The sequence below is a fragment of the Pseudomonas sp. BIGb0558 genome, assembly GCF_024807515.1.
Classification (GTDB): domain Bacteria; phylum Pseudomonadota; class Gammaproteobacteria; order Pseudomonadales; family Pseudomonadaceae; genus Aquipseudomonas; species Aquipseudomonas yamanorum_A.
This window is the reverse complement of the sequence record NZ_JANUEW010000029.1, coordinates 55,573-75,597: the sequence shown is the minus strand read 5'-3', so window position 1 is coordinate 75,597 and position 20,025 is coordinate 55,573. Positions and strand designations below refer to the sequence as shown.

Annotated in this window: 17 protein-coding genes and 1 pseudogene; 10 read left to right on the top strand and 8 right to left on the bottom strand. The window is 62.3% G+C overall.

Annotation, left to right across the window (positions count from 1 at the left end):
* The 4 genes and pseudogenes from M2400_RS25645 to ercA form a co-directional block, all read right to left on the bottom strand.
* Positions 1-290 (bottom strand): annotated as a pseudogene (locus M2400_RS25645) (hypothetical protein); the annotation flags it as partial.
* 153 nt (positions 291-443) lie between these two features.
* The gene (locus M2400_RS25640) at positions 444-1,922 is read right to left on the bottom strand and encodes a DASS family sodium-coupled anion symporter (RefSeq protein WP_177040873.1); all 1,479 of its coding nucleotides are present in this window, start codon (positions 1,920-1,922) and stop codon (positions 444-446) included.
* 49 nt (positions 1,923-1,971) lie between these two features.
* Positions 1,972-3,372, bottom strand: coding sequence for a hybrid sensor histidine kinase/response regulator (locus M2400_RS25635; RefSeq protein ID WP_259198872.1), 1,401 nt, complete (start codon positions 3,370-3,372; stop codon positions 1,972-1,974).
* Positions 3,356-4,519, bottom strand: coding sequence for an alcohol dehydrogenase-like regulatory protein ErcA (ercA, locus tag M2400_RS25630; RefSeq protein ID WP_177040869.1), 1,164 nt, complete (start codon positions 4,517-4,519; stop codon positions 3,356-3,358). The genes M2400_RS25635 and ercA overlap by 17 nt, the downstream gene beginning before the upstream one ends.
* Before the next feature lie 236 nt (positions 4,520-4,755).
* On the opposite strand from ercA, the gene M2400_RS25625 reads away from it, so the two are divergent.
* On the top strand, positions 4,756-5,421 hold the full coding sequence (locus M2400_RS25625) for a response regulator transcription factor (protein WP_177040867.1): 666 nt from the start codon (positions 4,756-4,758) through the stop codon (positions 5,419-5,421).
* Positions 5,422-5,450: 29 nt separating this feature from the next.
* On the opposite strand, the gene M2400_RS25620 is transcribed toward M2400_RS25625, so the two are convergent.
* A complete protein-coding gene (locus M2400_RS25620; protein ID WP_177079840.1) occupies positions 5,451-6,266 on the bottom strand; it encodes a sulfite exporter TauE/SafE family protein in 816 nt (271 codons plus the stop codon).
* Positions 6,267-6,275: 9 nt separating this feature from the next.
* Positions 6,276-7,520: an FAD/NAD(P)-binding oxidoreductase gene (locus M2400_RS25615; RefSeq protein WP_259198873.1), complete on the bottom strand. Its 1,245-nt coding sequence runs from the start codon at positions 7,518-7,520 to the stop codon at positions 6,276-6,278.
* 179 nt (positions 7,521-7,699) lie between these two features.
* Between M2400_RS25615 and M2400_RS25610 the strand changes: the two genes are divergently transcribed.
* Positions 7,700-8,563 (top strand): MBL fold metallo-hydrolase, encoded by an 864-nt coding sequence (locus tag M2400_RS25610; RefSeq protein WP_259198874.1) that lies wholly within the window; start codon positions 7,700-7,702, stop codon positions 8,561-8,563.
* A 141-nt stretch (positions 8,564-8,704) separates the two neighbouring features.
* On the opposite strand, the gene bkdR is transcribed toward M2400_RS25610, so the two are convergent.
* Positions 8,705-9,190, bottom strand: coding sequence for a Bkd operon transcriptional regulator BkdR (bkdR, locus tag M2400_RS25605; protein ID WP_003212855.1), 486 nt, complete (start codon positions 9,188-9,190; stop codon positions 8,705-8,707).
* Between the two features lie 195 nt (positions 9,191-9,385).
* On the opposite strand from bkdR, the gene M2400_RS25600 reads away from it, so the two are divergent.
* The 5 genes from M2400_RS25600 to M2400_RS25580 all read left to right on the top strand — a co-directional run bounded on the left by M2400_RS25600 (position 9,386) and on the right by M2400_RS25580 (position 15,604).
* Positions 9,386-10,621 (top strand): 3-methyl-2-oxobutanoate dehydrogenase (2-methylpropanoyl-transferring) subunit alpha, encoded by a 1,236-nt coding sequence (locus tag M2400_RS25600; RefSeq protein ID WP_010166769.1) that lies wholly within the window; start codon positions 9,386-9,388, stop codon positions 10,619-10,621.
* A 1-nt stretch (position 10,622) separates the two neighbouring features.
* A complete protein-coding gene (locus tag M2400_RS25595; protein ID WP_010166768.1) occupies positions 10,623-11,681 on the top strand; it encodes an alpha-ketoacid dehydrogenase subunit beta in 1,059 nt (352 codons plus the stop codon).
* On the top strand, positions 11,682-12,959 hold the full coding sequence (locus tag M2400_RS25590) for a dihydrolipoamide acetyltransferase family protein (protein ID WP_259198875.1): 1,278 nt from the start codon (positions 11,682-11,684) through the stop codon (positions 12,957-12,959).
* 3 nt (positions 12,960-12,962) lie between these two features.
* The gene (lpdA, locus tag M2400_RS25585) at positions 12,963-14,342 is read left to right on the top strand and encodes a dihydrolipoyl dehydrogenase (protein WP_177121201.1); all 1,380 of its coding nucleotides are present in this window, start codon (positions 12,963-12,965) and stop codon (positions 14,340-14,342) included.
* A 242-nt stretch (positions 14,343-14,584) separates the two neighbouring features.
* Entirely contained in the window at positions 14,585-15,604 is a 1,020-nt protein-coding gene (locus tag M2400_RS25580; RefSeq protein WP_259198876.1) for a branched-chain amino acid aminotransferase, read from the top strand.
* Positions 15,605-15,769: 165 nt separating this feature from the next.
* Here M2400_RS25580 and M2400_RS25575 read toward each other — a convergent pair whose 3' ends face one another.
* A complete protein-coding gene (locus M2400_RS25575; protein WP_177079844.1) occupies positions 15,770-16,666 on the bottom strand; it encodes a GNAT family acetyltransferase in 897 nt (298 codons plus the stop codon).
* A 298-nt stretch (positions 16,667-16,964) separates the two neighbouring features.
* On the opposite strand from M2400_RS25575, the gene ctlX reads away from it, so the two are divergent.
* From ctlX to M2400_RS25560, 3 genes are all read left to right on the top strand, one after another.
* Positions 16,965-17,891 (top strand): citrulline utilization hydrolase CtlX, encoded by a 927-nt coding sequence (ctlX, locus tag M2400_RS25570; protein ID WP_259198877.1) that lies wholly within the window; start codon positions 16,965-16,967, stop codon positions 17,889-17,891.
* Positions 17,892-17,902: 11 nt separating this feature from the next.
* Entirely contained in the window at positions 17,903-18,949 is a 1,047-nt protein-coding gene (locus tag M2400_RS25565) for an ornithine cyclodeaminase (protein ID WP_177071794.1), read from the top strand.
* Between the two features lie 291 nt (positions 18,950-19,240).
* Entirely contained in the window at positions 19,241-20,020 is a 780-nt protein-coding gene (locus M2400_RS25560; protein WP_010166754.1) for an ABC transporter substrate-binding protein, read from the top strand.
* Positions 20,021-20,025: the final 5 nt, after the last annotated feature.

Here is a 20,025-nt window from a genome sequence, read left to right as displayed (position 1 = left end):
GCGCCTAAGATCAAGATCAAAAGCAGATCAACAGCACAGCGGCCTACAGGCCGGCTTGAGTGTGGTGAAGCAAAGGCAACATCAAAATCTAAAGCCAGAGCGGGCACGGTCAAATGTGGGAACTGGCTTGCCTGCGATGGCATCGCCTCGGTGTATCTGATGTACCGAGTTGTCTGCATCGCCGGCAAGCCAGCTCCTACAGAAAAGCGGCTTTTGCCTTTGCTTCTACCACTCAGGTCGGCTTTCAGGCCGCCGTGCTTTTGATTTTGATTTTGATCTGACTGCCCCATTCAGCCCGGAGTGAGGAACACCGAGCCTAGGCGAGGTGCCGACAGGCGGGGCAGAGCGTTTTGGTTACTTTGCCGCTTTTGCAAAGTGAGTCGCTGTAAGAGCGAAACCATAGGCGGCCGTTACCTGAATAACGGATATGTACACCCACCCCCTCAAATCCACCCCAACCAACTCCAATACGTAGCCGCAAACACCAACATCAACCCATACCCAATCAACGTCACCAAAATCCCAACCTTGGCAAACTGCCGCGCCGTAAACGTCCCCGTCCCCAAACACACCATGTTCTGCGGCGCATTGATCGGCAGGATAAACCCGTAGCTCATCACAAACCCCAACAACATCGTCATCCCCAGCCGACTGAACTCCCCAGGCAACGTCTGCAACACCGCAATCAAAATCGGCAACAACGCCGAGGTCAACGCCGTGGCACTGGCAAACCCCAGGTGAATCACAATCAGAAACGCCCCCAGAATCGCAAACACCCCCAGCGGCCCCACCTGATCCAACCCGGTGTGCGCCACCACCTGAGACCCCAGCCACTGCCCCGCCTGGGTAGTCAGCAACGCCGTGCCCAGGCTGATGCCAACCCCAAACACAATCACCGTGCCCCACGGAATCCGCGACTGCACATCCTTCCAGGTCATCACCCCAATCCCCGGCATCAGCAAAAACACCAACCCGGCATACGTCGTGGAGGTCGTATCAAAGCTGTGCAACCGGCCTTCCGTGGCCCACGCCAGCAACAGCAACACCGACACCGTCAGCAAGCGCTTCTGCGGCCCGGTCATTGGCCCTATGTCCGCCAGCGACTGTGCCACCGCCTCCTTGCCCCCAGGAATGCTGTCACTCTCCGGCGGCAACAGCTTCAATACCAGAAACAGCAACACCGCCGACATGATCAGCGCCCACGGCGCCCCCGCGATCAACCAGTCGATCCACGACACCCGCTGCCCCAGCATCTTGTCCATGAAGCCCACCGTCAGCAGGTTCTGCGCCGCCGCGGTCTGGATGCCGACGTTCCAGATGCTGGTGCCCTGGGCCACGACGATCATGATCCCGGCCGCGATGTTGGAACGCTTGTCCACACCAAACGCCGCAATCACCCCCATCATGATCGGCACCACGCACGCGCTGCGGGCTGTGGCACTGGGCACCACCAGGCTGAGAAGGACGGTCACCGCAATCGCCCCGACAAGAATCCCCCGGGTGCTGGTGCCCACGCGGGTCAAGGTGACCAGCGCGATGCGCCGGTCCAGGCCGGTGTGGGTCATGGCCGCCGCGATAAACAACGCCCCCGCCACCAACGCCAACGCCGGGTTGGAGAACCCGGTCAACGCCATGCTGATGGCCGGGCTGGAACCGATCAGGTGCGTCGGGTCTTGCAGCGACGGCGCAGTGCCGAGCAGAAACGCCATCAGGGAGGTGATCATGATCGCGCTGGCCTCATAGGAGACCGCTTCGGTGATCCACACCACCACGGCAAACGCGAGGATCGCCAGCATCCGGTGCCCGGCCACCGGCAAGTCAGCCGGCAGCGGCAACAGCAGCACGCCGGCCATCACCAGCACGCCGACCACCAGGCCCAAGGGCAACTTGAAGGAAGCAGCAGTTGTTGCGGGGGCGCTCATGGGGTTCTCCGTCGACCTTTAAATCAGGCCGACAGCATGAGGCAAAGCGTCACGTCCGGTGTTGACGGGTATCAAGGCCCTGGGCCAATAACTGGCTCAACACCGCTCGCAACTTGCCGGGCTTGACCGGTTTGTTCAGCAACGGCGCGCCCAGGCGCTGCAACGCGCGGCGGCACTGGTCGGTGCGGTCGGCGGTGATGATCACCGCCGGGATACGGCAGCCAAAATGCTCGCGTAACTCGCGCACGACCTCGCAGCCCACCACACCATGGTCCAGGTGATAGTCGGCCAGGATCAGCTCCGGCGCCCTGCCCTGCAACGCCACCAGCGCGTCCGCCTGGTCGGTGGCGGTGACCACCTCGCAGCCCCACTGCCCCAGCAACGCGCTCATGCTGTCGAGGATGCTGACTTCGTTGTCGAGCACCAGCAGGCGGCGGCCCGGCAACGGATTGCCGGCGCCCGGTTGCGCCGCCACCACGCTGATGGGCAACGGCATTTCCTCGCTGATGGGCACTTCGATGCTGAACATCGAGCCGCGCCCCGGCCACGAACGCACCGCCACCGGATACCCGAGGATCTCGGCAATGCGCTCGACAATCGCCAGCCCCAGCCCGACGCCTTTGCGGTCAGCGGCGCGGCCCACGTCCAGTTGATTGAACTCCAGGAAGATCGAATCCAGACGGTCCGCCGCAATCCCGCGGCCGGTGTCCCACACTTCCAGGCGCAGGCGATCGCCCCGGCGCCGCGCCCCCAGCAGGATGCAGCCCGCGCTGGTGTAGCGGCAGGCGTTGCTGAGGAAGTTGCGCAGGATGCGGGTCATCAGCCGCAGGTCGGTGTTGATCGCGTAGCGGCCGGTGTGCGCTCGCAGGTTCAGCCCCTTTGCTGCGGCGACCGACTGGAATTCCGAGACCAGCGGCGCGAACAGTTCGTCGAGGCGGTACAGGGCGATGTCCGGCTTGACCGCCGCCTGGTCGAGACGGGAGATGTCCAGCAGGTCGGTGAGCAAATCCTCGGCGCCTTCCAGGGCCTGGTGGGTGCGCTCCACCAGCACCTGTTCGACACTGGGCAAGTTGCGCTCGCGCAGGGTGGAGATCAGCAGGCGCGCGGCATTGAGGGGTTGCAGCAGGTCATGGCTGGCAGCGGCGAGGTATTTGTCCTTGCTGCGGTTGGCCGCCTGGGCGGCGTCCCGGGCATCGCGCAGGTCTTGCTCGATCCGCTCGCGTTGGGCGATCTGCTGTTGCAGATTGTGGTTGGCTTCCAGCAACTCGTCGGTGCGTGCCGCAACGCGCTGCTCCAGTTCATCGTTGAGGCGAATGTAGCGTTTGCGCTCGGCCTCCAGTTCATCGAGGCGCGCGGTCAGTTCCGGGTAATGACTCTTGCGCGCCGAATGGTTGCCCAGCCCCAGCAGCCCGGCGAGGGCCCGTTGCTGATCGTCAGAGAGCTTCGCCATAGACGACCTCGACGTCACGCTGGCTGGATTCGCGCGGGTTGGTGAGGATGCACGGGTCGTGCATCGCGTGCTGCGACAAAAACGGAATGTCCGCCACCCGCACGCCATGCAGGCCGAGGGTTTCGTGGAAGCCGATCGCGTGCTTGAGCGCGATCAGATGCTCCACCAGCCGGCCGCAGATTTGCCGATGGTTGAGGCCCCGGCAATCGATGCCGAAGGTCTCGGCAATCACCTTGAAGCGCTCCGGCGCCGAGTTGTAGTTGAACGCCACCACGTGTTCCACCAGCACCGCGTTGCACAGGCCATGAGGCAGGTCGAGAAACCCGCCGAGGCTGTGGGACATGGCATGCACCGCGCCGAGAATCGCATTGGAAAACGCCAGCCCGGCCTGCATGCTGCCGAGCATGATTTTTTCCCGCAGGGCGATGTCGCCGGGGTTGGCGATCATCTGCACCAGGTTGCCGTTGATCAGCCGCATGGCTTCCAGGGCGTGGGGATCGGTCAACGGGCCGTGGCCGGTAGACACGAACGCTTCGATGGCGTGCACCAGCGCGTCGATGCCGGTACAGGCCGAAAGGAACGGGTCCATGCTCGCCGTGGTTTCCGGGTCGATCAACGACACATCGGGCACCACCGCCTTGCTGACGATGGAAAACTTCATGCGCTCCTGCTGGTCGGAAATGATCACGAACTGCGAGACATCCGCCGAGCTGCCGGCGGTGGTCGGGATCAGGATCAGCGGCGGGCTCGGCACGCGGATGGTGTCGACGCCTTCGAACTCCAGGATGCTGCGGCCGTGGGCGACCACGATGCCGATGGCCTTGCCGCAGTCCATCGGGCTGCCGCCGCCGACGGCGACGATCACGTCGCAATGGTTTTCGCGGTAGACCTCGGCACCGAGCATCACCTCTTCAACCCGGGGGTTGGGCGAGACGGCGGTGTACAGGCAGTAGTCGATGCCGATGGCTTGCAGGCTGGCTTCGACATCGGCCACCCAGCCGACGGCGACCACACCGGGGTCGCTGACCACCAGCACCTTGCGCGCGCCAAAGGTCTTGGCGTAGTTGCCTACGTTGTGCCGGCAGCCGGCGCCAAAGATGATTTCAGGGGAAACGAATTTACGCAGGAGACTCAGGTTCGGGCTCATTGGTAAGCCTGTTTTTATTATTTTGGAGAATGCACCCCACACTAACCCATCCGGCACTGAATGCAATCAGACCAATGGGTAGCGCTGGACCCGCGACCCACGGCACGATCTACTACTTTGGTACTGGTTTCCCTCTCTATCGTCGCATTCCCAAGGGATCGAGACTGGCATGTAATAGCCGCATGCCCCTATGGATTGGACCGGCTTGAATAAGCAAAAAAATAAGGTGAACGGCCATGTACAAAATTCTGATTGCCGACGATCACCCGCTGTTTCGCGAAGCGATTCACAACGTCATCAGCGACGGGTTCCCGGGCAGCGAAGTGATGGAGACCGCCGACCTGGACAGCGCCCTGGCCCTGACCCAGGAGCACGATGACCTGGACCTGATCCTGCTGGACCTGAACATGCCCGGCATGCACGGCCTCAATGGCCTGATCAACCTGCGCAACGAGGCGCCGACGATTCCGGTGGTGATCGTGTCTGCCGAGCAGGACAAGCAGATCGTCCTGCAAGCCATCACCTATGGCGCGGTGGGGTTTATCACCAAGTCCTCGCCCAGGCTGCAAATGACCGAGGCGATCCAACAGATTCTCAACGGCAATGTGTATTTGCCGCCGGACATCATTCGCAGTCAGAAAATCGGCGGGCAGCGGCGCATGAATGATTGCCTGAGGCTTGCGCCGGAACTGCTGCAAGCGCTGACCCGCAAGCAATTGCTGGTGCTGGAGCGGATGACCAAGGGCGACTCGAACAAGCAAATTGCCTATAGCCTGGAAATTGCCGAGACCACGGTGAAGGCCCATGTCTCGGCGATCTTGCGCAAGTTGAATGTGCACAATCGGGTGCAGGCGATTCTCAGTGCCGGGGATATCGACTTCAGCGCCTATCTGCGGCGCTGATACCGCAGGACCTGGAAGTTGAGCCTGTTTCAAGGCGCCTGGATGAGGGCCCGCGCCAACATGCCCACCGCCACCAGCACACACAGGGTGGCGAAGCCCACCTGCAGGGTGCGCGCCTTGATCACCGAGCACAGGCGCCGCCCCGCCAACATGCCGACGATGCTCGAGCCGATAAACACCCAGCCCATCGGCTCGATACGGACCCCGGCATGAAACGCCCCGACCACGCCGACCAACGAGATCAGGCTGATCACCATCAGCGAGGTGGCGACGATGCCGCGCATCTGCACATCGGTCAGTTGCTTGAACGCCGGCACAATCAGAAAGCCGCCGCCCACGCCGAGCAGGCCCGACACCGCGCCGGTCACTGCGCCAAGGGCCGCCAGGGTGGCGGTGCACTTGGCCGTCCAGGAAAATCGCCCGGTCTGCTGGTCGAGCATGCAGTTCTTCTGGCCCCAGGACGCGGTACCGTGGTCGCTTGGCCCGGCCTCAATCTTCTCCCGCTGCAGCATGCGCCAGGCCACCAGCACCATCAGCGCGCTGAACAGGCCCATCAGGACCTTCTCCGGCATCTGGTGGGCGAAGAACACCCCCAGCGGCGAAAACAGCGCGCCGAGCAGCGCAATCAGCAGCGCCGCGCGGTAACGCACCAGGCCATGGCGCAAGCCGTCGGCTGCACCCACGGCCGCAGCCGCACCCACGGCGAATAACGACACGGGCGCGGCCTGGGTCATGGTCAGACCCAGCCCCAACACCAGCGCCGGGACGCCAAGAATACCGCCTCCGGCACCGGTCAAGCCCATGACCAAGCCCATCAACACACCCAGCAAACTTGCCAGCAGCATAGGGTTGCCTCAATCCACCTTGGCCAGACGGGTCAGCCACTCGCGGCCCTTGAGCATGCCGTTCCAGTAGAACCACGGCAGGAAGCTCGCCTTGAGGAACCACGCCGAACGCCGCGCCACGGTCGGGTCGAGGGGAAAGGTCGGCAGCAGCTTGCCGCCGTAGCCGAACTCGGCCAGCACCACCTTGCCCTTCTCCACCGTCAGCGGGCAGGAACCATAGCCGTCGTACTTGAGAGGCAAAGGCGCCTGTTTGCGCAGGGCCAGCAGGTTTTCCGCCACCACCACGATTTGCTTGCGCACCGCCGCGGCGGTTTTCGCGTTGGTGGTGGAGCACACATCGCCCAGGCCGAAGATGTGCGGGTAACGCAGGTGTTGCAGGCTCTGGGGATTCACTTCGCACCAGCCGGCGGCATCGGCCAGGGGGCTGTTGCGGATAAAGTCCGGGGAGACCTGCGGCGGGACCACGTGCAGCAGGTCGAAGGTTTTCTCTTCGACGCGCACGTTGCCTTCGGCGTCCTTGATTTCAAACCAGGCCTTGCGCGCCGGGCCGTCGACTTTGACCAGGTTGGAGTTGAAGGCCAGTTGCGCCGAGTACTTTTCAACGTACTTCATCAGCGGCGGCACGAAGGTCGCCACGCCAAACAACGCGGCGCCGGCCAGGTTGAATTCGACCTTGATGTTTTTCAGGTCACCCTGCCTGAGCCAGTGATCGCACGACAGGTACATGGCCTTTTGCGGGGCACCGGCGCATTTGATCGGCATGGCCGGCTGGGTAAAGATCGCCTTGCCCTGCTTGAGTTGCTGCACCAGTTGCCAGGTGTAGGCGGCATGTTGGTAGCTGTAGTTGGAGGTCACACCGTGTTGGCCGAGGGTCTCCGGCAGGCCTTCGATTTTTTCCCAGGCCAGGCGCAGGCCCGGGCACACGATGAGGTTTTTCCAGCTGACGCGCTGGCCGCTGTCGAGCACCAGGGTTTGCTCCTCGGGCAGCAATTCGCTGACCGCCGCCTGGATCCAGGTGACGCCGTTGGGCAGCACGTCGGCCATGGGGCGCACGGTCTTGGTAACGTCATAAGCGCCGCCGCCCACCAGGGTCCAGGCCGGCTGGTAGTAGTGATGGTCGCTGGGTTCGATCAGGATGAGGTTCAGGTGCGGGTCGCGCTTGAGCAGGCTGGCCAGCAGGCCGATGCCCGCCGAGCCGCCACCGATGACTACGATATCGCCACTGATGGTAGGGCCCCAGTGTTGGTCGTTCATGGTCTATGGCCTTTTTCAGTTAATGCACGCAAGGGTCGTTGCCGTATGGCACCACGCCCTAGCTGTTTGCCACCACGATGCCATCCTTTGCCTCGGGTCCTTTAATTCACTTAAGCTCACAAGGTTATGTGGAAACCTAACTGAATGTAAGTCGCCATTAGCTATCTGGGAAACCCGTCATGTCAGCGTTGATTCAATCCTTTCTGGACGAGGCGTCGTCGACCTACACCTACGTCGTCTATGAAACGGACGGTGGCCCGTGCGCCATCGTTGATTCGGTGCTCAACTACGACCCGGCCTCCGGGCGCACCGGTACCGGCCAGGCAGACCAGGTGATCGCGTTTGTGCGCGAGCATGGCTTGCAGGTGCAGTGGTTGCTGGAGACCCACGCCCATGCGGATCACTTGTCGGCTGCGCCGTATCTGCGTCGGCAGCTGGGCGGCAAGATCGCGATTGGCGAGTCCATCAGCAAGGTGCAGGGGGTGTTCAAGAACCTGTTCAACCTGGAGCCGGAATTTCGGGTGGACGGGTCGCAGTTCGATCATCTGTTTGCGCCGGATGAGGTTTTTCACATCGGCAAGCTGAAGGCCCAGGCGCTGCATGTGCCGGGGCATACGCCGGCGGATATGGCTTACCTGATTGAAGACTCGCTGATTCTGGTGGGCGATACGCTGTTCATGCCGGATGTGGGCACGGCACGTTGCGACTTTCCTGGTGGGGATGCGCGCCAGCTCTTTGCGTCGATGCGCAAGTTGTTGGCCTTCCCGCCTGAAACCCGCCTTTATGTGTGCCATGACTATCCGCCTGAAGGCCGCGCGGCCAAGTGCCTGACCACGGTGGCGGAACAGCGGGCGGGGAATATTCATGTGCATGACGGGGTGGATGAGGCGGCGTTTGTAGCAATGCGCACCACGCGGGATGCCGGGTTGGGCATGCCGACGTTGTTGCTGCCGGCGATCCAGGTGAATGTGCGGGCCGGGGTGATGCCGCCGGCGGAAGAGAATGGAGTGGTGTACTTGAAGATTCCGCTTAACCAACTCTGAAATGCATTATTGACAACTGTGGGAGCTGGCTTGCCTGCGATGGCGGAGTACCAGCCGCCAGATGGGGTGTCTGACACACCGCTATCGCAGGCAAGCCAGCTCCCACAGTTGGGCTGTGTTGTTGTTTAGGAACAGGGCTCTTTAACCGAGGTTGATGCCGTTGGCCGGCAGCGGCAGCGCGGTTTTGTAGCGCACTTGCTTGAGGGCGAAGCTGGAGCGGATGTTGGCGACGCCCGGCACTTTGGTCAAAAAATCCATCATGAAACGCTCCAAAGACTGGATGGTCGGCACCAGCACCCGGATCAAATAATCCGGGTCGCCGGCCATCAGGTAGCACTCCATCACTTCGGGGCGGTCCGAAATCGCCCCTTCAAATTGCTGCAATGCCAGTTCGTTCTGTTTTTCCAGGCTGACATGGATGAACACATTGACGTGCAACCCCAGCAGGTCGGCGTCCAGCAGCGTCACCTGGTCGCGAATCAGCCCCAGTTCTTCCATGGCCTTCACCCGGTTGAAACACGGGGTGGGCGACAGGTTGACCGAGCGGGCCAGGTCGGCGTTGGTGATGCGGGCGTTCTCCTGAAGAGCGTTCAGAATGCCGATATCGATACGGTCCAGTTTGCGCATGAGACAAAACCACCTGTTTATTATGTTTATGCAGTTTTTTTATCCCCAAATGATCTCCAACGCAACGAAACAGAGATAAATATTCTCCTGAGCCGAGCCTATGATTGTTGTAGGACAAGATTTCTTCTACCCGAAGAAGGACTGTCAGCTACCGCGCCCACTACAAGAAATTCACAAGATAGAGCGTAGAAAGCCATGACTCAGCAGTATGAACCACTGCGCCTGCACGTTCCCGAACCCTCGGGCCGCCCAGGCTGCAAGACCGACTTTACCTACCTGCGCCTGACTGACGCAGGCACCGTGCGCAAACCCCCTATCGACGTAGAACCGGCCGACACCGCCGACCTGGCCAAAGGCCTGATTCGCGTGCTCGACGATCAGGGCCAGGCCCTCGGCCCGTGGGCCGAAGGCGTACCGGTGGAGATTCTGCGCAAGGGCATGCGTGCCATGCTCAAGACGCGGATCTTCGACAACCGCATGGTGGTCGCCCAGCGTCAGAAGAAGATGTCGTTCTACATGCAAAGCCTCGGCGAGGAAGCCATCGGCAGCGCCCAGGCCCTGGCCTTGAACATCGACGACATGTGCTTCCCCACCTACCGCCAGCAAAGCATCCTGATGGCCCGGGAAGTGCCGCTGGTCGACCTGATCTGCCAACTGCTGTCCAACGAGCGTGATCCGCTCAAGGGTCGCCAGTTGCCGATCATGTACTCGGTAAAAGACTTCGGTTTCTTCACCATTTCCGGCAACCTCGCCACCCAATTCGTACAGGGCGTGGGCTGGGGCATGGCCTCGGCGATCAAGGGCGATACCAAGATTGCCTCGGCCTGGATCGGCGACGGCGCCACCGCCGAATCCGACTTCCACACCGCCCTCACCTTCGCCCACGTGTACCGGGCGCCGGTGATCCTTAACGTTGTGAACAACCAGTGGGCGATCTCCACCTTCCAGGCCATCGCCGGCGGTGAAGCCACGACCTTTGCCGGACGCGGCGTGGGTTGCGGCATCGCTTCCCTGCGGGTGGACGGCAACGACTTTGTCGCGGTGTACGCCGCCTCTGCCTGGGCCGCCGAACGCGCCCGCCGCAACCTGGGGCCGACCCTGATCGAGTGGGTGACCTACCGCGCCGGCCCTCACTCCACCTCCGATGACCCGTCCAAATACCGTCCCGCCGACGACTGGAGCCACTTCCCGTTGGGCGACCCGATTGCGCGCCTCAAGCAGCACCTGATCAAGATTGGCCAGTGGTCCGAAGAGGAGCACGCGGCGGTCAGTGCCGAGCTTGAAGCCGAAGTGCTCAAGGCGCAGAAAGAAGCCGAACAGTACGGCACCCTGGCCGGTGGCCAGATTCCAAGCGCCGCGACCATGTTCGAAGACGTCTATAAAGAGATGCCGGAGCACTTGAAGCGCCAGCGTCAAGAGTTGGGGATCTGACATGAACGATCACAACAACAATATCCAGCTGGAAACCGCCATGACCACCACGACCATGACCATGATCCAAGCCTTGCGCTCGGCCATGGATGTGATGCTTGAGCGAGACGACAACGTGGTGGTGTTCGGCCAGGACGTCGGTTACTTCGGCGGCGTGTTCCGTTGCACCGAAGGCTTGCAGAACAAGTACGGCACCTCCCGGGTGTTCGACGCACCGATCTCCGAAAGCGGGATCGTCGGCGTGGCGGTCGGCATGGGCGCCTACGGCCTGCGGCCGGTGGCCGAGATTCAGTTCGCCGACTACGTGTACCCGGCGACCGACCAGATCATTTCCGAAGCCGCCCGCCTGCGTTATCGCTCGGCCGGCCAGTTCACCGCACCGTTGACCATGCGCATGCCCTGCGGCGGCGGCATCTACGGCGGCCAGACCCACAGCCAGAGTATCGAAGCGGTGTTCACCCAGGTCTGCGGCCTGCGCACAGTGATGCCGTCCAACCCTTACGACGCCAAGGGCTTGCTGATCGCCTCCATCGAAAACGATGACCCGGTGATCTTCCTCGAACCCAAGCGCCTGTATAACGGCCCGTTCGACGGCCACCACGACCGCCCGGTAACCCCGTGGTCGAAACACCCCCAAGCGCAAGTGCCGGACGGTTATTACACCGTGCCGCTGGATGTGGCCGCCATCGCCCGCCCAGGCAAGGATGTGACCATTCTCACCTACGGCACCACGGTGTATGTGTCGCAAGTCGCCGCTGAAGAAACCGGCATCGATGCCGAAGTCATCGACCTGCGCAGCCTGTGGCCGCTGGACCTGGAAACCATCGTCAACTCCGTGAAGAAAACCCGTCGCTGCGTGATCGTTCACGAAGCCACCCGTACCTGCGGGTTCGGCGCCGAGCTGGTGGCGCTGGTGCAGGAGCATTGCTTCCACTACCTGGAAGCGCCGATCGAGCGCGTTACCGGCTGGGATACGCCCTACCCGCACGCGCAAGAGTGGGCGTATTTCCCTGGCCCGACCCGAGTGGGCGCGGCTTTGCATCGGGTTATGGAGGTCTGAATGGGCACGCACGTTATCAAGATGCCGGACATCGGCGAAGGCATCGCAGAAGTTGAATTGTCGGTGTGGCACGTCAAGGTCGGCGACCTGGTGGTAGAAGACCAGGTACTGGCGGATGTGATGACCGACAAGGCCATGGTGGACATTCCTTCGCCGGTGCACGGCAAGGTGATTTCCCTCGGCGGCGAGCCCGGCGAAGTCATGGCAGTGGGCAGTATCCTGATCAGCATTGAAGTGGAAGGCGCCGGCAATACCCGGGAGTCGGCGTTGTCAGCGGTGGTTGAAGACGTCGCGCCCGCTCCTGCTGCGAAAGTTGAAGCCAAGGCCGCGCCAGTGGTTGAGCCCAAGCCGGCAGCCAAGCCCGCGGTGGCGGCTGCACAAGCCCCCGTGGCCCGCGAGGTCGATGACCGCCCACTGGCCTCCCCGGCCGTGCGCAAACATGCGCTGGATGCTGGCATCCAGCTACGACTGGTCCAGGGTTCCGGCCCGGCCGGCCGGATTCTGCATGAAGATCTGGACGCTTACTTGCTCCAGGGTCCGGCGCAAAATGCCAATGCCTCCAACCCTTACGCCGAACGCAACGACGAACAGCAAATCCCGGTGATCGGCATGCGCCGCAAGATCGCCCAGCGCATGCAGGACGCCACCCGGCGCGCCGCGCATTTCAGCTATGTGGAAGAGATCGACGTCACCGCCCTCGACGAGTTACGCGTGCACCTCAACGAGAAGCACGGCGCCACCCGCGGCAAGCTGACCCTGCTGCCGTTCCTGGTACGGGCCATGGTTGTGGCGCTGCGGGACTTCCCGCAGATCAACGCGCGTTATGACGACGAAGCCCAGGTGATCACCCGCCTCGGCGCGGTGCATGTGGGCGTCGCCACCCAGAGCGATGTCGGCCTGATGGTGCCGGTGGTGCGGCATGCCGAAGCCCGCAACCTGTGGGGCACGGCAGAAGAAATCAATCGTCTGGCGAATGCTGCGCGCACTGGCAAAGCCAGCCGCGATGATCTGTCGGGTTCGAGCATTACCCTGACCAGCCTGGGCGCCTTGGGCGGGATTGTCAGCACGCCGGTGCTGAACCTGCCGGAAGTGGCCATCGTGGGGGTCAACCGGATTGTCGAACGGCCGATGGTGATCAAGGGCCAGATCGTGATTCGCAAGATGATGAACCTCTCCAGCTCCTTCGATCACCGGGTGGTCGATGGCATGGACGCGGCGCAATTCATCCAGGCCATCCGTGGCCTGCTCGAACAACCCGCCAGCCTGTTCCTGGAGTAACCCATGTCTCAAACATTGCACACCACGCTGCTGATTATCGGCGGCGGGCCTGGCGGTTATGTGGCGGCGATTCGCGCTGGCCAACTGGGCATCCCGACCATCCTCGTGGAAGGCCAGTCCCTGGGCGGCACCTGCCTGAACATCGGCTGCATTCCCTCGAAAGCGCTGATTCATGTGGCCGAACAATTCCAGCAAACCGTGCACCACAGCCTGGGTTCACCGTTGGGCATCGAAGTTGATGTGCCGACCCTGAATATCGGCAAAAGCGTGGAATGGAAAGACGGCATCGTCGACCGCCTGACCACCGGCGTTGCGGCGCTGCTGAAAAAGCACAAGGTGCAGGTCATTCAAGGCTGGGCCAAGGTCGTCGATGGCAAGACCGTCGACGTCGGCGACCAGCGCATCCAGTGCGAGCACCTGCTGCTGGCCACCGGTTCGAAAAGCGTCAACCTGCCGATGCTGCCGATTGGCGGGCCGATCATCTCCTCCACCGAAGCCCTGGCGCCGAAACGCATCCCTAAACGCCTGATCGTGGTGGGTGGCGGCTATATTGGCCTGGAGCTGGGGATTGCCTATCGCAAGCTCGGTGCCGAGGTCAGCGTGGTGGAGGCGCAGGACCGGATCCTGCCGGCCTACGACGCCGAACTGACCCAGCCGGTGGCCGAGTCCCTGAAACAGCTCGGGGTGAAGGTATTCCTGAAGCACAGCGTCACCGGCTTTGAGAACAGCACCCTGCAAGTGCGTGACCCCAGCGGGGATACGCTGTCGCTGGAAACCGACCAGGTATTGGTTGCCGTTGGTCGCAAACCCAACACCCAGGGCTGGAACCTCGAAGCGCTGAACCTGGACATGAACGGCTCTGCGATCAAAATCGACAGCCGTTGCCAGACAAGCATGCGCAATGTGTGGGCGATCGGCGACCTGAGTGGTGAACCGATGCTCGCCCACCGCGCCATGGCCCAGGGTGAAATGGTGGCCGAACTGATCAGCGGTAAAACCCGCGAATTCAACCCGGCAGCGATTCCGGCCGTGTGCTTCACCGACCCGGAACTGGTGGTGGTCGGCAAGACCCCGGACGAGGCCAAGGCCGCCGGGCTGGACTGCATCGTGTCGAGCTTCCCGTTCGCGGCCAATGGCCGGGCCATGACCCTGGAGTCGAAAACCGGCTTCGTTCGGGTGGTGGCGCGCCGCGACAATCACCTGATCGTCGGCTGGCAGGCGGTGGGCGTTGGCGTCTCGGAATTGTCCACGGCCTTCGGCCTGAGCCTGGAAATGGGCTCACGCCTGGAAGACGTGGCGGGCACCATCCACGCCCACCCGACCCTCGGCGAAGCGGTACAGGAAGCGGCGCTGCGGGCCCTGGGGCATGCATTGCACCTTTGAGACCGCGGTGGCGCCATCGCAGGCAAGCCAGCTCCCACAAGGGATCGACATTCGACAGGGCAACTCGGTCGAATGTGGGAGCCGGGCTTGCCCGCGATGACGGTGGATCGGCCAACCAGGATGTCGAATGGTCCACCTACCCCGCTCCCACACAAGCCAAGAATGAAGTATTGTTGCGCCCATCCAGAAATAAACCATAAGCCTGCCTTCGACCAGGCGGTTGACCAAAGATAGAGGGTGTCATGGGTAACGAAAGCATCAATTGGGACAAGCTGGGTTTTGACTACATCAAGACCGACAAGCGTTTCCTCCAGACCTGGAAAGACGGCGCCTGGCAAGAAGGCACCCTGACCGACGACAACGTGCTGCACATCAGCGAGGGCTCCACCGCCCTGCACTACGGCCAGCAATGCTTCGAAGGCCTCAAGGCCTACCGCTGCAAGGACGGCTCGATCAACCTGTTCCGCCCGGACCAGAACGCCGCGCGCATGCAGCGCAGCTGTGGCCGCCTGCTGATGCCACAAGTGCCGACCGACGCCTTTATCGAAGCCTGCAAGGAAGTCGTCCGCGCCAACGAACGCTTCATCCCACCGTACGGCACCGGCGGCGCGCTGTACCTGCGCCCGTTCGTGATCGGCACCGGTGACAACATCGGCGTGCGTACCGCGCCGGAGTTCATCTTCTCGATCTTCTGCATCCCGGTAGGCGCCTACTTCAAGGGCGGCCTGACCCCGCACAACTTCCTGATCTCCGGTTACGACCGTGCGGCGCCAAACGGCACCGGCGCGGCCAAGGTCGGTGGCAACTACGCCGCCAGCCTGATGCCCGGCTCCCTGGCCAAAAAAGCCAACTTCGCCGACTGCATCTACCTCGACCCGGCCACCCATTCGAAAATCGAAGAAGTCGGCTCGGCCAACTTCTTCGGGATCACCCACGACAACAAGCTCGTCACCCCGAACTCGCCGTCGGTGTTGCCAGGCATCACCCGCCTGTCGCTGATCGAGTTGGCCAAATCCCGCCTGGGCCTGGAAGTGGTTGAAGGCGACGTGCTGATCGACAAGTTGTCGGACTTCAAGGAAGCCGGCGCCTGCGGCACCGCGGCCGTGATCACCCCGATCGGCGGCATCGAATACAAAGACAAACTGCACGTGTTCTACAGCGAAAAAGAAGTCGGCCCGGTCACCCAGAAGCTCTACAAAGAGCTGACTGGCGTGCAATCCGGCGACGTCGAAGCGCCTGCAGGCTGGATCGTCAAAGTCTAAGCAACACCGCAAAACCAGCAACACCAGCAACACCACAAAACCAATGTGGGAGCTGGCTTGCCTGCGATAGCGGAGTATCAGTCGACATGTTTATTGACTGACCCACCGCCATCGCAGGCAAGCCCGCTCCCACATCTAGTTTCCAGCATTTGGAAAAATCGGGCTTCAGACCTTACCCGCCGGGATATTTTCCAGAATCTTCTTGCCCATGCTGATCCGCGGCTCGGCGCCATAACCCAGCGCCTCATAAAACCCCATCACCGCATCATTGCCGCTGGTGATCTGCAAATTGATCTTCATGCAACCCAACGCAGTCAACGCCTGCTCCGCATGCCGCACCAGCGAGGCGCCCAGGCCCTGACGGCGATAGTCGTTATGCACTGCCACCGAATACAGCCAGCCACGATGCCCGTCGTAGCCGGCGAGGATGGTGCCGATCACCGCCTTCTTATCGGTAGCCACGAAAAACAGCCCATCATTGACCGCCAGCTTCTTGTCGATCGCCAGGTTCGGCAGGTTGTGCGCCGCGTCATAACCAAACGCCGCCTGCCACAGCGCCACCACCTGTGCCCTATGCGCCCGGTCGCGATAGCCGCCGATGGGATGGCGGGACGACAACCCCTTCTCCATCACCAGCGTGCGCTCATTGCCATGGTAGACATCGCGCACCGTGTGAAAACCCAGCTTGGTGTAGAACGGCTCGGCCGTGAGTGAAGACGGCACATGCAGCGTCGTCACGCCTGCCTCCCGGGCGCGCAACTCGAGCTCAATCATCAGCAAGCGCCCAATGCCCTGCCCTTGCAGCGCCGGATTGACGAACACCGAGCGCACCACGTTGGCATCCAGCGCGGCAGTGGCAACGATCACCTCACCCTGGACGGCCACCAACACCGTTCGACGCGCCAGCAATCCCACCACCGCCTCAGGGGTAAAGTTGCTCGCCACCCGCGCAATCACATCCGCCGGGTAATCCCGCGCGTTGCTGTCATGCAGGGCCGCCAGGATGACCTGGCTGATGCCCTCGGCATCGGTGGTTTGGGCGAGACGGACTTCAGTGGGCATGGGCACTCCTTAATGACGGACTCAATTCCTGCAGCCCCCCCATACTAATGTGGGAGCTGGCTTGCCTGCGATAGCGGTCTGTCAGTCGATACTTGATTGACTGACAGACCGCTATCGCAGGCAAGCCAGCTCCCACAGTTGATCAGCTTTGTTCCTTCAATCGCGCCCGACAGCCGATTCGGCTGCCCCACCCCACTTTTCAGCTTTCCCGGCTGAGCCGCCCCCTCACTTCAGCCGGGATTCTTCCTTCACACCGCACAAAATAGCCTCACTGCCCACCCCATGGACCCGTGCACCCATGCAAACCACCAACACCGTCCTGATGATCCGCCCGGCGCACTTCGCCTTCAACCCGGACACCGCGATCAACAACCGCTTCCAGCGCGCGCCCCTCGACCCGTTGGCCGCACAGCAGAAAGCGCTGGAAGAATTCGACGGCTACGTCGACACCCTGCGCCATCACGGCGTTGAAGTGCTGGTGGTCCAGGACACTCCCGCGCCCCACACCCCGGATTCAATCTTCCCCAACAACTGGTGGAGCAGCCACGCCGACGGCAGCCTGGTGCTCTACCCGATGGAAGGCCAGAACCGACGACTTGAACGCGACAAAGGCGTGCTGCAAGTGCTGGAGCAACGCTTCGCGATCCACAACACCATCGACTTCAGCCACCTCGAACAACAGAACATGTTCCTGGAAGGCACCGGCAGCATGGTCCTCGACCGCCAGCACCGCATCAGCTACGCCTGCCATTCCGGGCGTACCCATCAGGACGCCCTGCGCCAGTTCGCCGAACGCCTGGACTACCAGGTGTGCGTGTTCCACGCCGTCGACCGCCACCAAGCGCCGATCTACCACAGCAACGTGATGATGAGCGTCGGCCGTGACCTTTCCGTGGTGTGCCTGCAAGCCCTGCCCGACGACCACGAGCGCCAGGCCCTGGAACGCTCCCTGCGCGACACCGGCAAAGACATCGTTGCCCTGGACTTCGACCAGCTGGAAGCCTTCGCCGGCAACATGCTGGAAGTCCACGACCGCGACGGCCAGCCGCTGCTGGTGATGTCGGCCAGCGCCTGGGGCTCGCTCAAGCCGGCCCAGCGCCGGCACGTGGAGCGCCATACCCGGCCGGTGGTGGTGAACATCGACAACATCGAACGCATCGGCGGCGGCAGTGCCCGCTGCATGTTGGCGGAAGTGCACCTGCCCGCCCGCCCCTCATTTCAATAAGGAGTCTTCCCATGACCCGCTATATCGACGTCAACGACTTGAGCTACCTGGTTTCGCAAAAAGGCCTGCAAACCTGCATCACCGAGATGGCCGAGTACATCCGCGCCGACTACCTGCGCTGGCAGGACTTTGAAAAGTGCGCGCGCCTGGCCAACCATTCCCCCGAGGGCGTGATCGAGTTGATGCCGGTGTCCGACGCGTCGCTCTACGCCTTCAAATACGTCAACGGCCACCCGAAAAACACCCAGAGCGGCATGCTCACCGTGATGGCCTTCGGCGCCCTGGGCGATGTGGACACCGGCAAACCGGTGCTGCTGGCGGAAATGACCCTGACCACCGCGATCCGCACCGCCGCCACCTCGGCCCTGGTGGCGCGCTACCTGGCCCGGGACAACAGCCGCAGCATGGCGCTGATCGGCAACGGCTCCCAGAGCGAATTCCAGGCCCTGGCCTTCCACGCGATGCTGGGCATCAATGAAATCCGCCTGTTCGACATCGACGCCAAGGCCACCGCCAAGCTGGCCGCCAACCTGAAAGCCTTCCCGGCGATCAAGGTGATCCTGGCCGGCAGCGTGGCCGAAGCCGTGAAAGGTGCCGACATCGTCACCACCGTGACCGCCGACAAGGCCTACGCCACCATCCTGACGGACGAGATGATCGAACCGGGCATGCACCTCAATGCCGTGGGCGGCGACTGCCCGGGCAAGACCGAGCTGGACCGACGAATCGTCGAACGTGCGCGGGTGATCGTCGAGTACGAACCGCAAAGCCGCATTGAAGGCGAGATCCAGCACATGCCGGAAGATTCGCCGGTCACCGAGCTGTGGCAAGTGATCAACGGCCAGGCCCCGGGCCGCGAAAATGCGCGCCAGGTCACCCTGTTCGACTCGGTGGGTTTTGCCATCGAAGACTACTCCGCCCTGCGTTACGTGCTGGACGTGGCCAAGGCGCTGGACGTGGGCAGCGAACTGGAACTGGTGCCGGACCTCGCCGACCCCAAAGACCTGTTTGCCCGCCTGGCCCAAGCGCCGGCTGCACAGCAGAAAAAGCGCGCCTGAGACCGCTCTGGCCTGCCGCTTTGCGTGAGGGGCAGGCCGGAAAAAACCAATCGACAAGCCGATTTAGCGGGTGTCGCAGCCGTTTCCGCTGCCGCTCGCGTTTTAACAGCACATTCCGCGCGCCGCAGCGGGGGTAAACGACACAAAAAACGCACCATCTTGAAGCATTCTCTCTGCCAAGAAACAGCCCAATGTGGAGAGGGAGCTTGCTCCCTCTCCACAAAAGCCAGCTCGCCTTAGCTTTCAGCTTTCTACTGCCCTGACATCAATTACAAAATATAGGGAATACACATGACTCCGCTCCGATCACTTTTCGCTGCGCTGCTCCTGCCATTGGCCGCCACCGCTGCCCAGGCCCAGGAATGGAAAGAAATCCGCTTTGGGGTCTTCCCCGAATACCCACCGTTTGAATCGGTCGCCGCCGACGGCAGCCTGCAAGGCTTCGACATCGACCTGGGCAACGCCATCTGCGCCAAGCTTGAAGTCAAATGCGTATGGGTCCACAACGAATTCGACGGCATGATCCCGGCCCTGCGCGCGCGCAAGTTCGACGCCATCATGTCCTCCATGGCCGTGACCCCGGCCCGCCAGAAAGTCATCGACTTCAGCGACCGCCTGTTCCTCAGCCCGACCTCGGTGATCACCCGCAAAAGCGCCGACTTCGGCGACACCCCCGAGTCCCTGAAAGGCAAACAGGTCGGCGTACTGCAAGGCTCGCTGCAGGAAGCCTACGCCCGTGCGCACCTGGCCAAGCTTGGCGCGCAGATCAAGGCGTACCAGTCTCAGGAACAGAACTACGCCGACCTGCAAAACGGCCGCCTCGACGCCACCCTGACCGACAAGCTCGAAGCCCAGCTCAACTTCCTGTCCAAGCCTGAAGGAGCCGACTTCAAGACCGGCCCGGCGTTCAAGGACCCGACCCTGCCGCTCGACATCGCCATGGGCCTGCGCAAGAACGACAAGGACCTGGTGGAGCTGATCAACAAAGGCATCGCCGCCGTCCAGGCCGATGGCACCTACGCACAGATCCAGAAGAAATACTTCGGCGATCAGGACATCTACAACGAGTAAAAACA

Excerpts from the sequence above, each read along its gene's own strand:
- M2400_RS25640 (WP_177040873.1), bottom strand. The coding sequence starts at position 1,922 with ATGAGCGCCCCCGCAACAACTGCTGCTTCCTTCAAGTTGCCCTTGGGC.
- M2400_RS25635 (WP_259198872.1), bottom strand. The coding sequence starts at position 3,372 with ATGGCGAAGCTCTCTGACGATCAGCAACGGGCCCTCGCCGGGCTGCTG.
- ercA (WP_177040869.1), bottom strand. The coding sequence starts at position 4,519 with ATGAGCCCGAACCTGAGTCTCCTGCGTAAATTCGTTTCCCCTGAAATC.
- M2400_RS25625 (WP_177040867.1), top strand. The coding sequence starts at position 4,756 with ATGTACAAAATTCTGATTGCCGACGATCACCCGCTGTTTCGCGAAGCG.
- M2400_RS25620 (WP_177079840.1), bottom strand. The coding sequence starts at position 6,266 with ATGCTGCTGGCAAGTTTGCTGGGTGTGTTGATGGGCTTGGTCATGGGC.
- M2400_RS25615 (WP_259198873.1), bottom strand. The coding sequence starts at position 7,520 with ATGAACGACCAACACTGGGGCCCTACCATCAGTGGCGATATCGTAGTC.
- M2400_RS25610 (WP_259198874.1), top strand. The coding sequence starts at position 7,700 with ATGTCAGCGTTGATTCAATCCTTTCTGGACGAGGCGTCGTCGACCTAC.
- bkdR (WP_003212855.1), bottom strand. The coding sequence starts at position 9,190 with ATGCGCAAACTGGACCGTATCGATATCGGCATTCTGAACGCTCTTCAG.
- M2400_RS25600 (WP_010166769.1), top strand. The coding sequence starts at position 9,386 with ATGACTCAGCAGTATGAACCACTGCGCCTGCACGTTCCCGAACCCTCG.
- M2400_RS25595 (WP_010166768.1), top strand. The coding sequence starts at position 10,623 with ATGAACGATCACAACAACAATATCCAGCTGGAAACCGCCATGACCACC.
- M2400_RS25590 (WP_259198875.1), top strand. The coding sequence starts at position 11,682 with ATGGGCACGCACGTTATCAAGATGCCGGACATCGGCGAAGGCATCGCA.
- lpdA (WP_177121201.1), top strand. The coding sequence starts at position 12,963 with ATGTCTCAAACATTGCACACCACGCTGCTGATTATCGGCGGCGGGCCT.
- M2400_RS25580 (WP_259198876.1), top strand. The coding sequence starts at position 14,585 with ATGGGTAACGAAAGCATCAATTGGGACAAGCTGGGTTTTGACTACATC.
- M2400_RS25575 (WP_177079844.1), bottom strand. The coding sequence starts at position 16,666 with ATGCCCACTGAAGTCCGTCTCGCCCAAACCACCGATGCCGAGGGCATC.
- ctlX (WP_259198877.1), top strand. The coding sequence starts at position 16,965 with ATGCAAACCACCAACACCGTCCTGATGATCCGCCCGGCGCACTTCGCC.
- M2400_RS25565 (WP_177071794.1), top strand. The coding sequence starts at position 17,903 with ATGACCCGCTATATCGACGTCAACGACTTGAGCTACCTGGTTTCGCAA.
- M2400_RS25560 (WP_010166754.1), top strand. The coding sequence starts at position 19,241 with ATGACTCCGCTCCGATCACTTTTCGCTGCGCTGCTCCTGCCATTGGCC.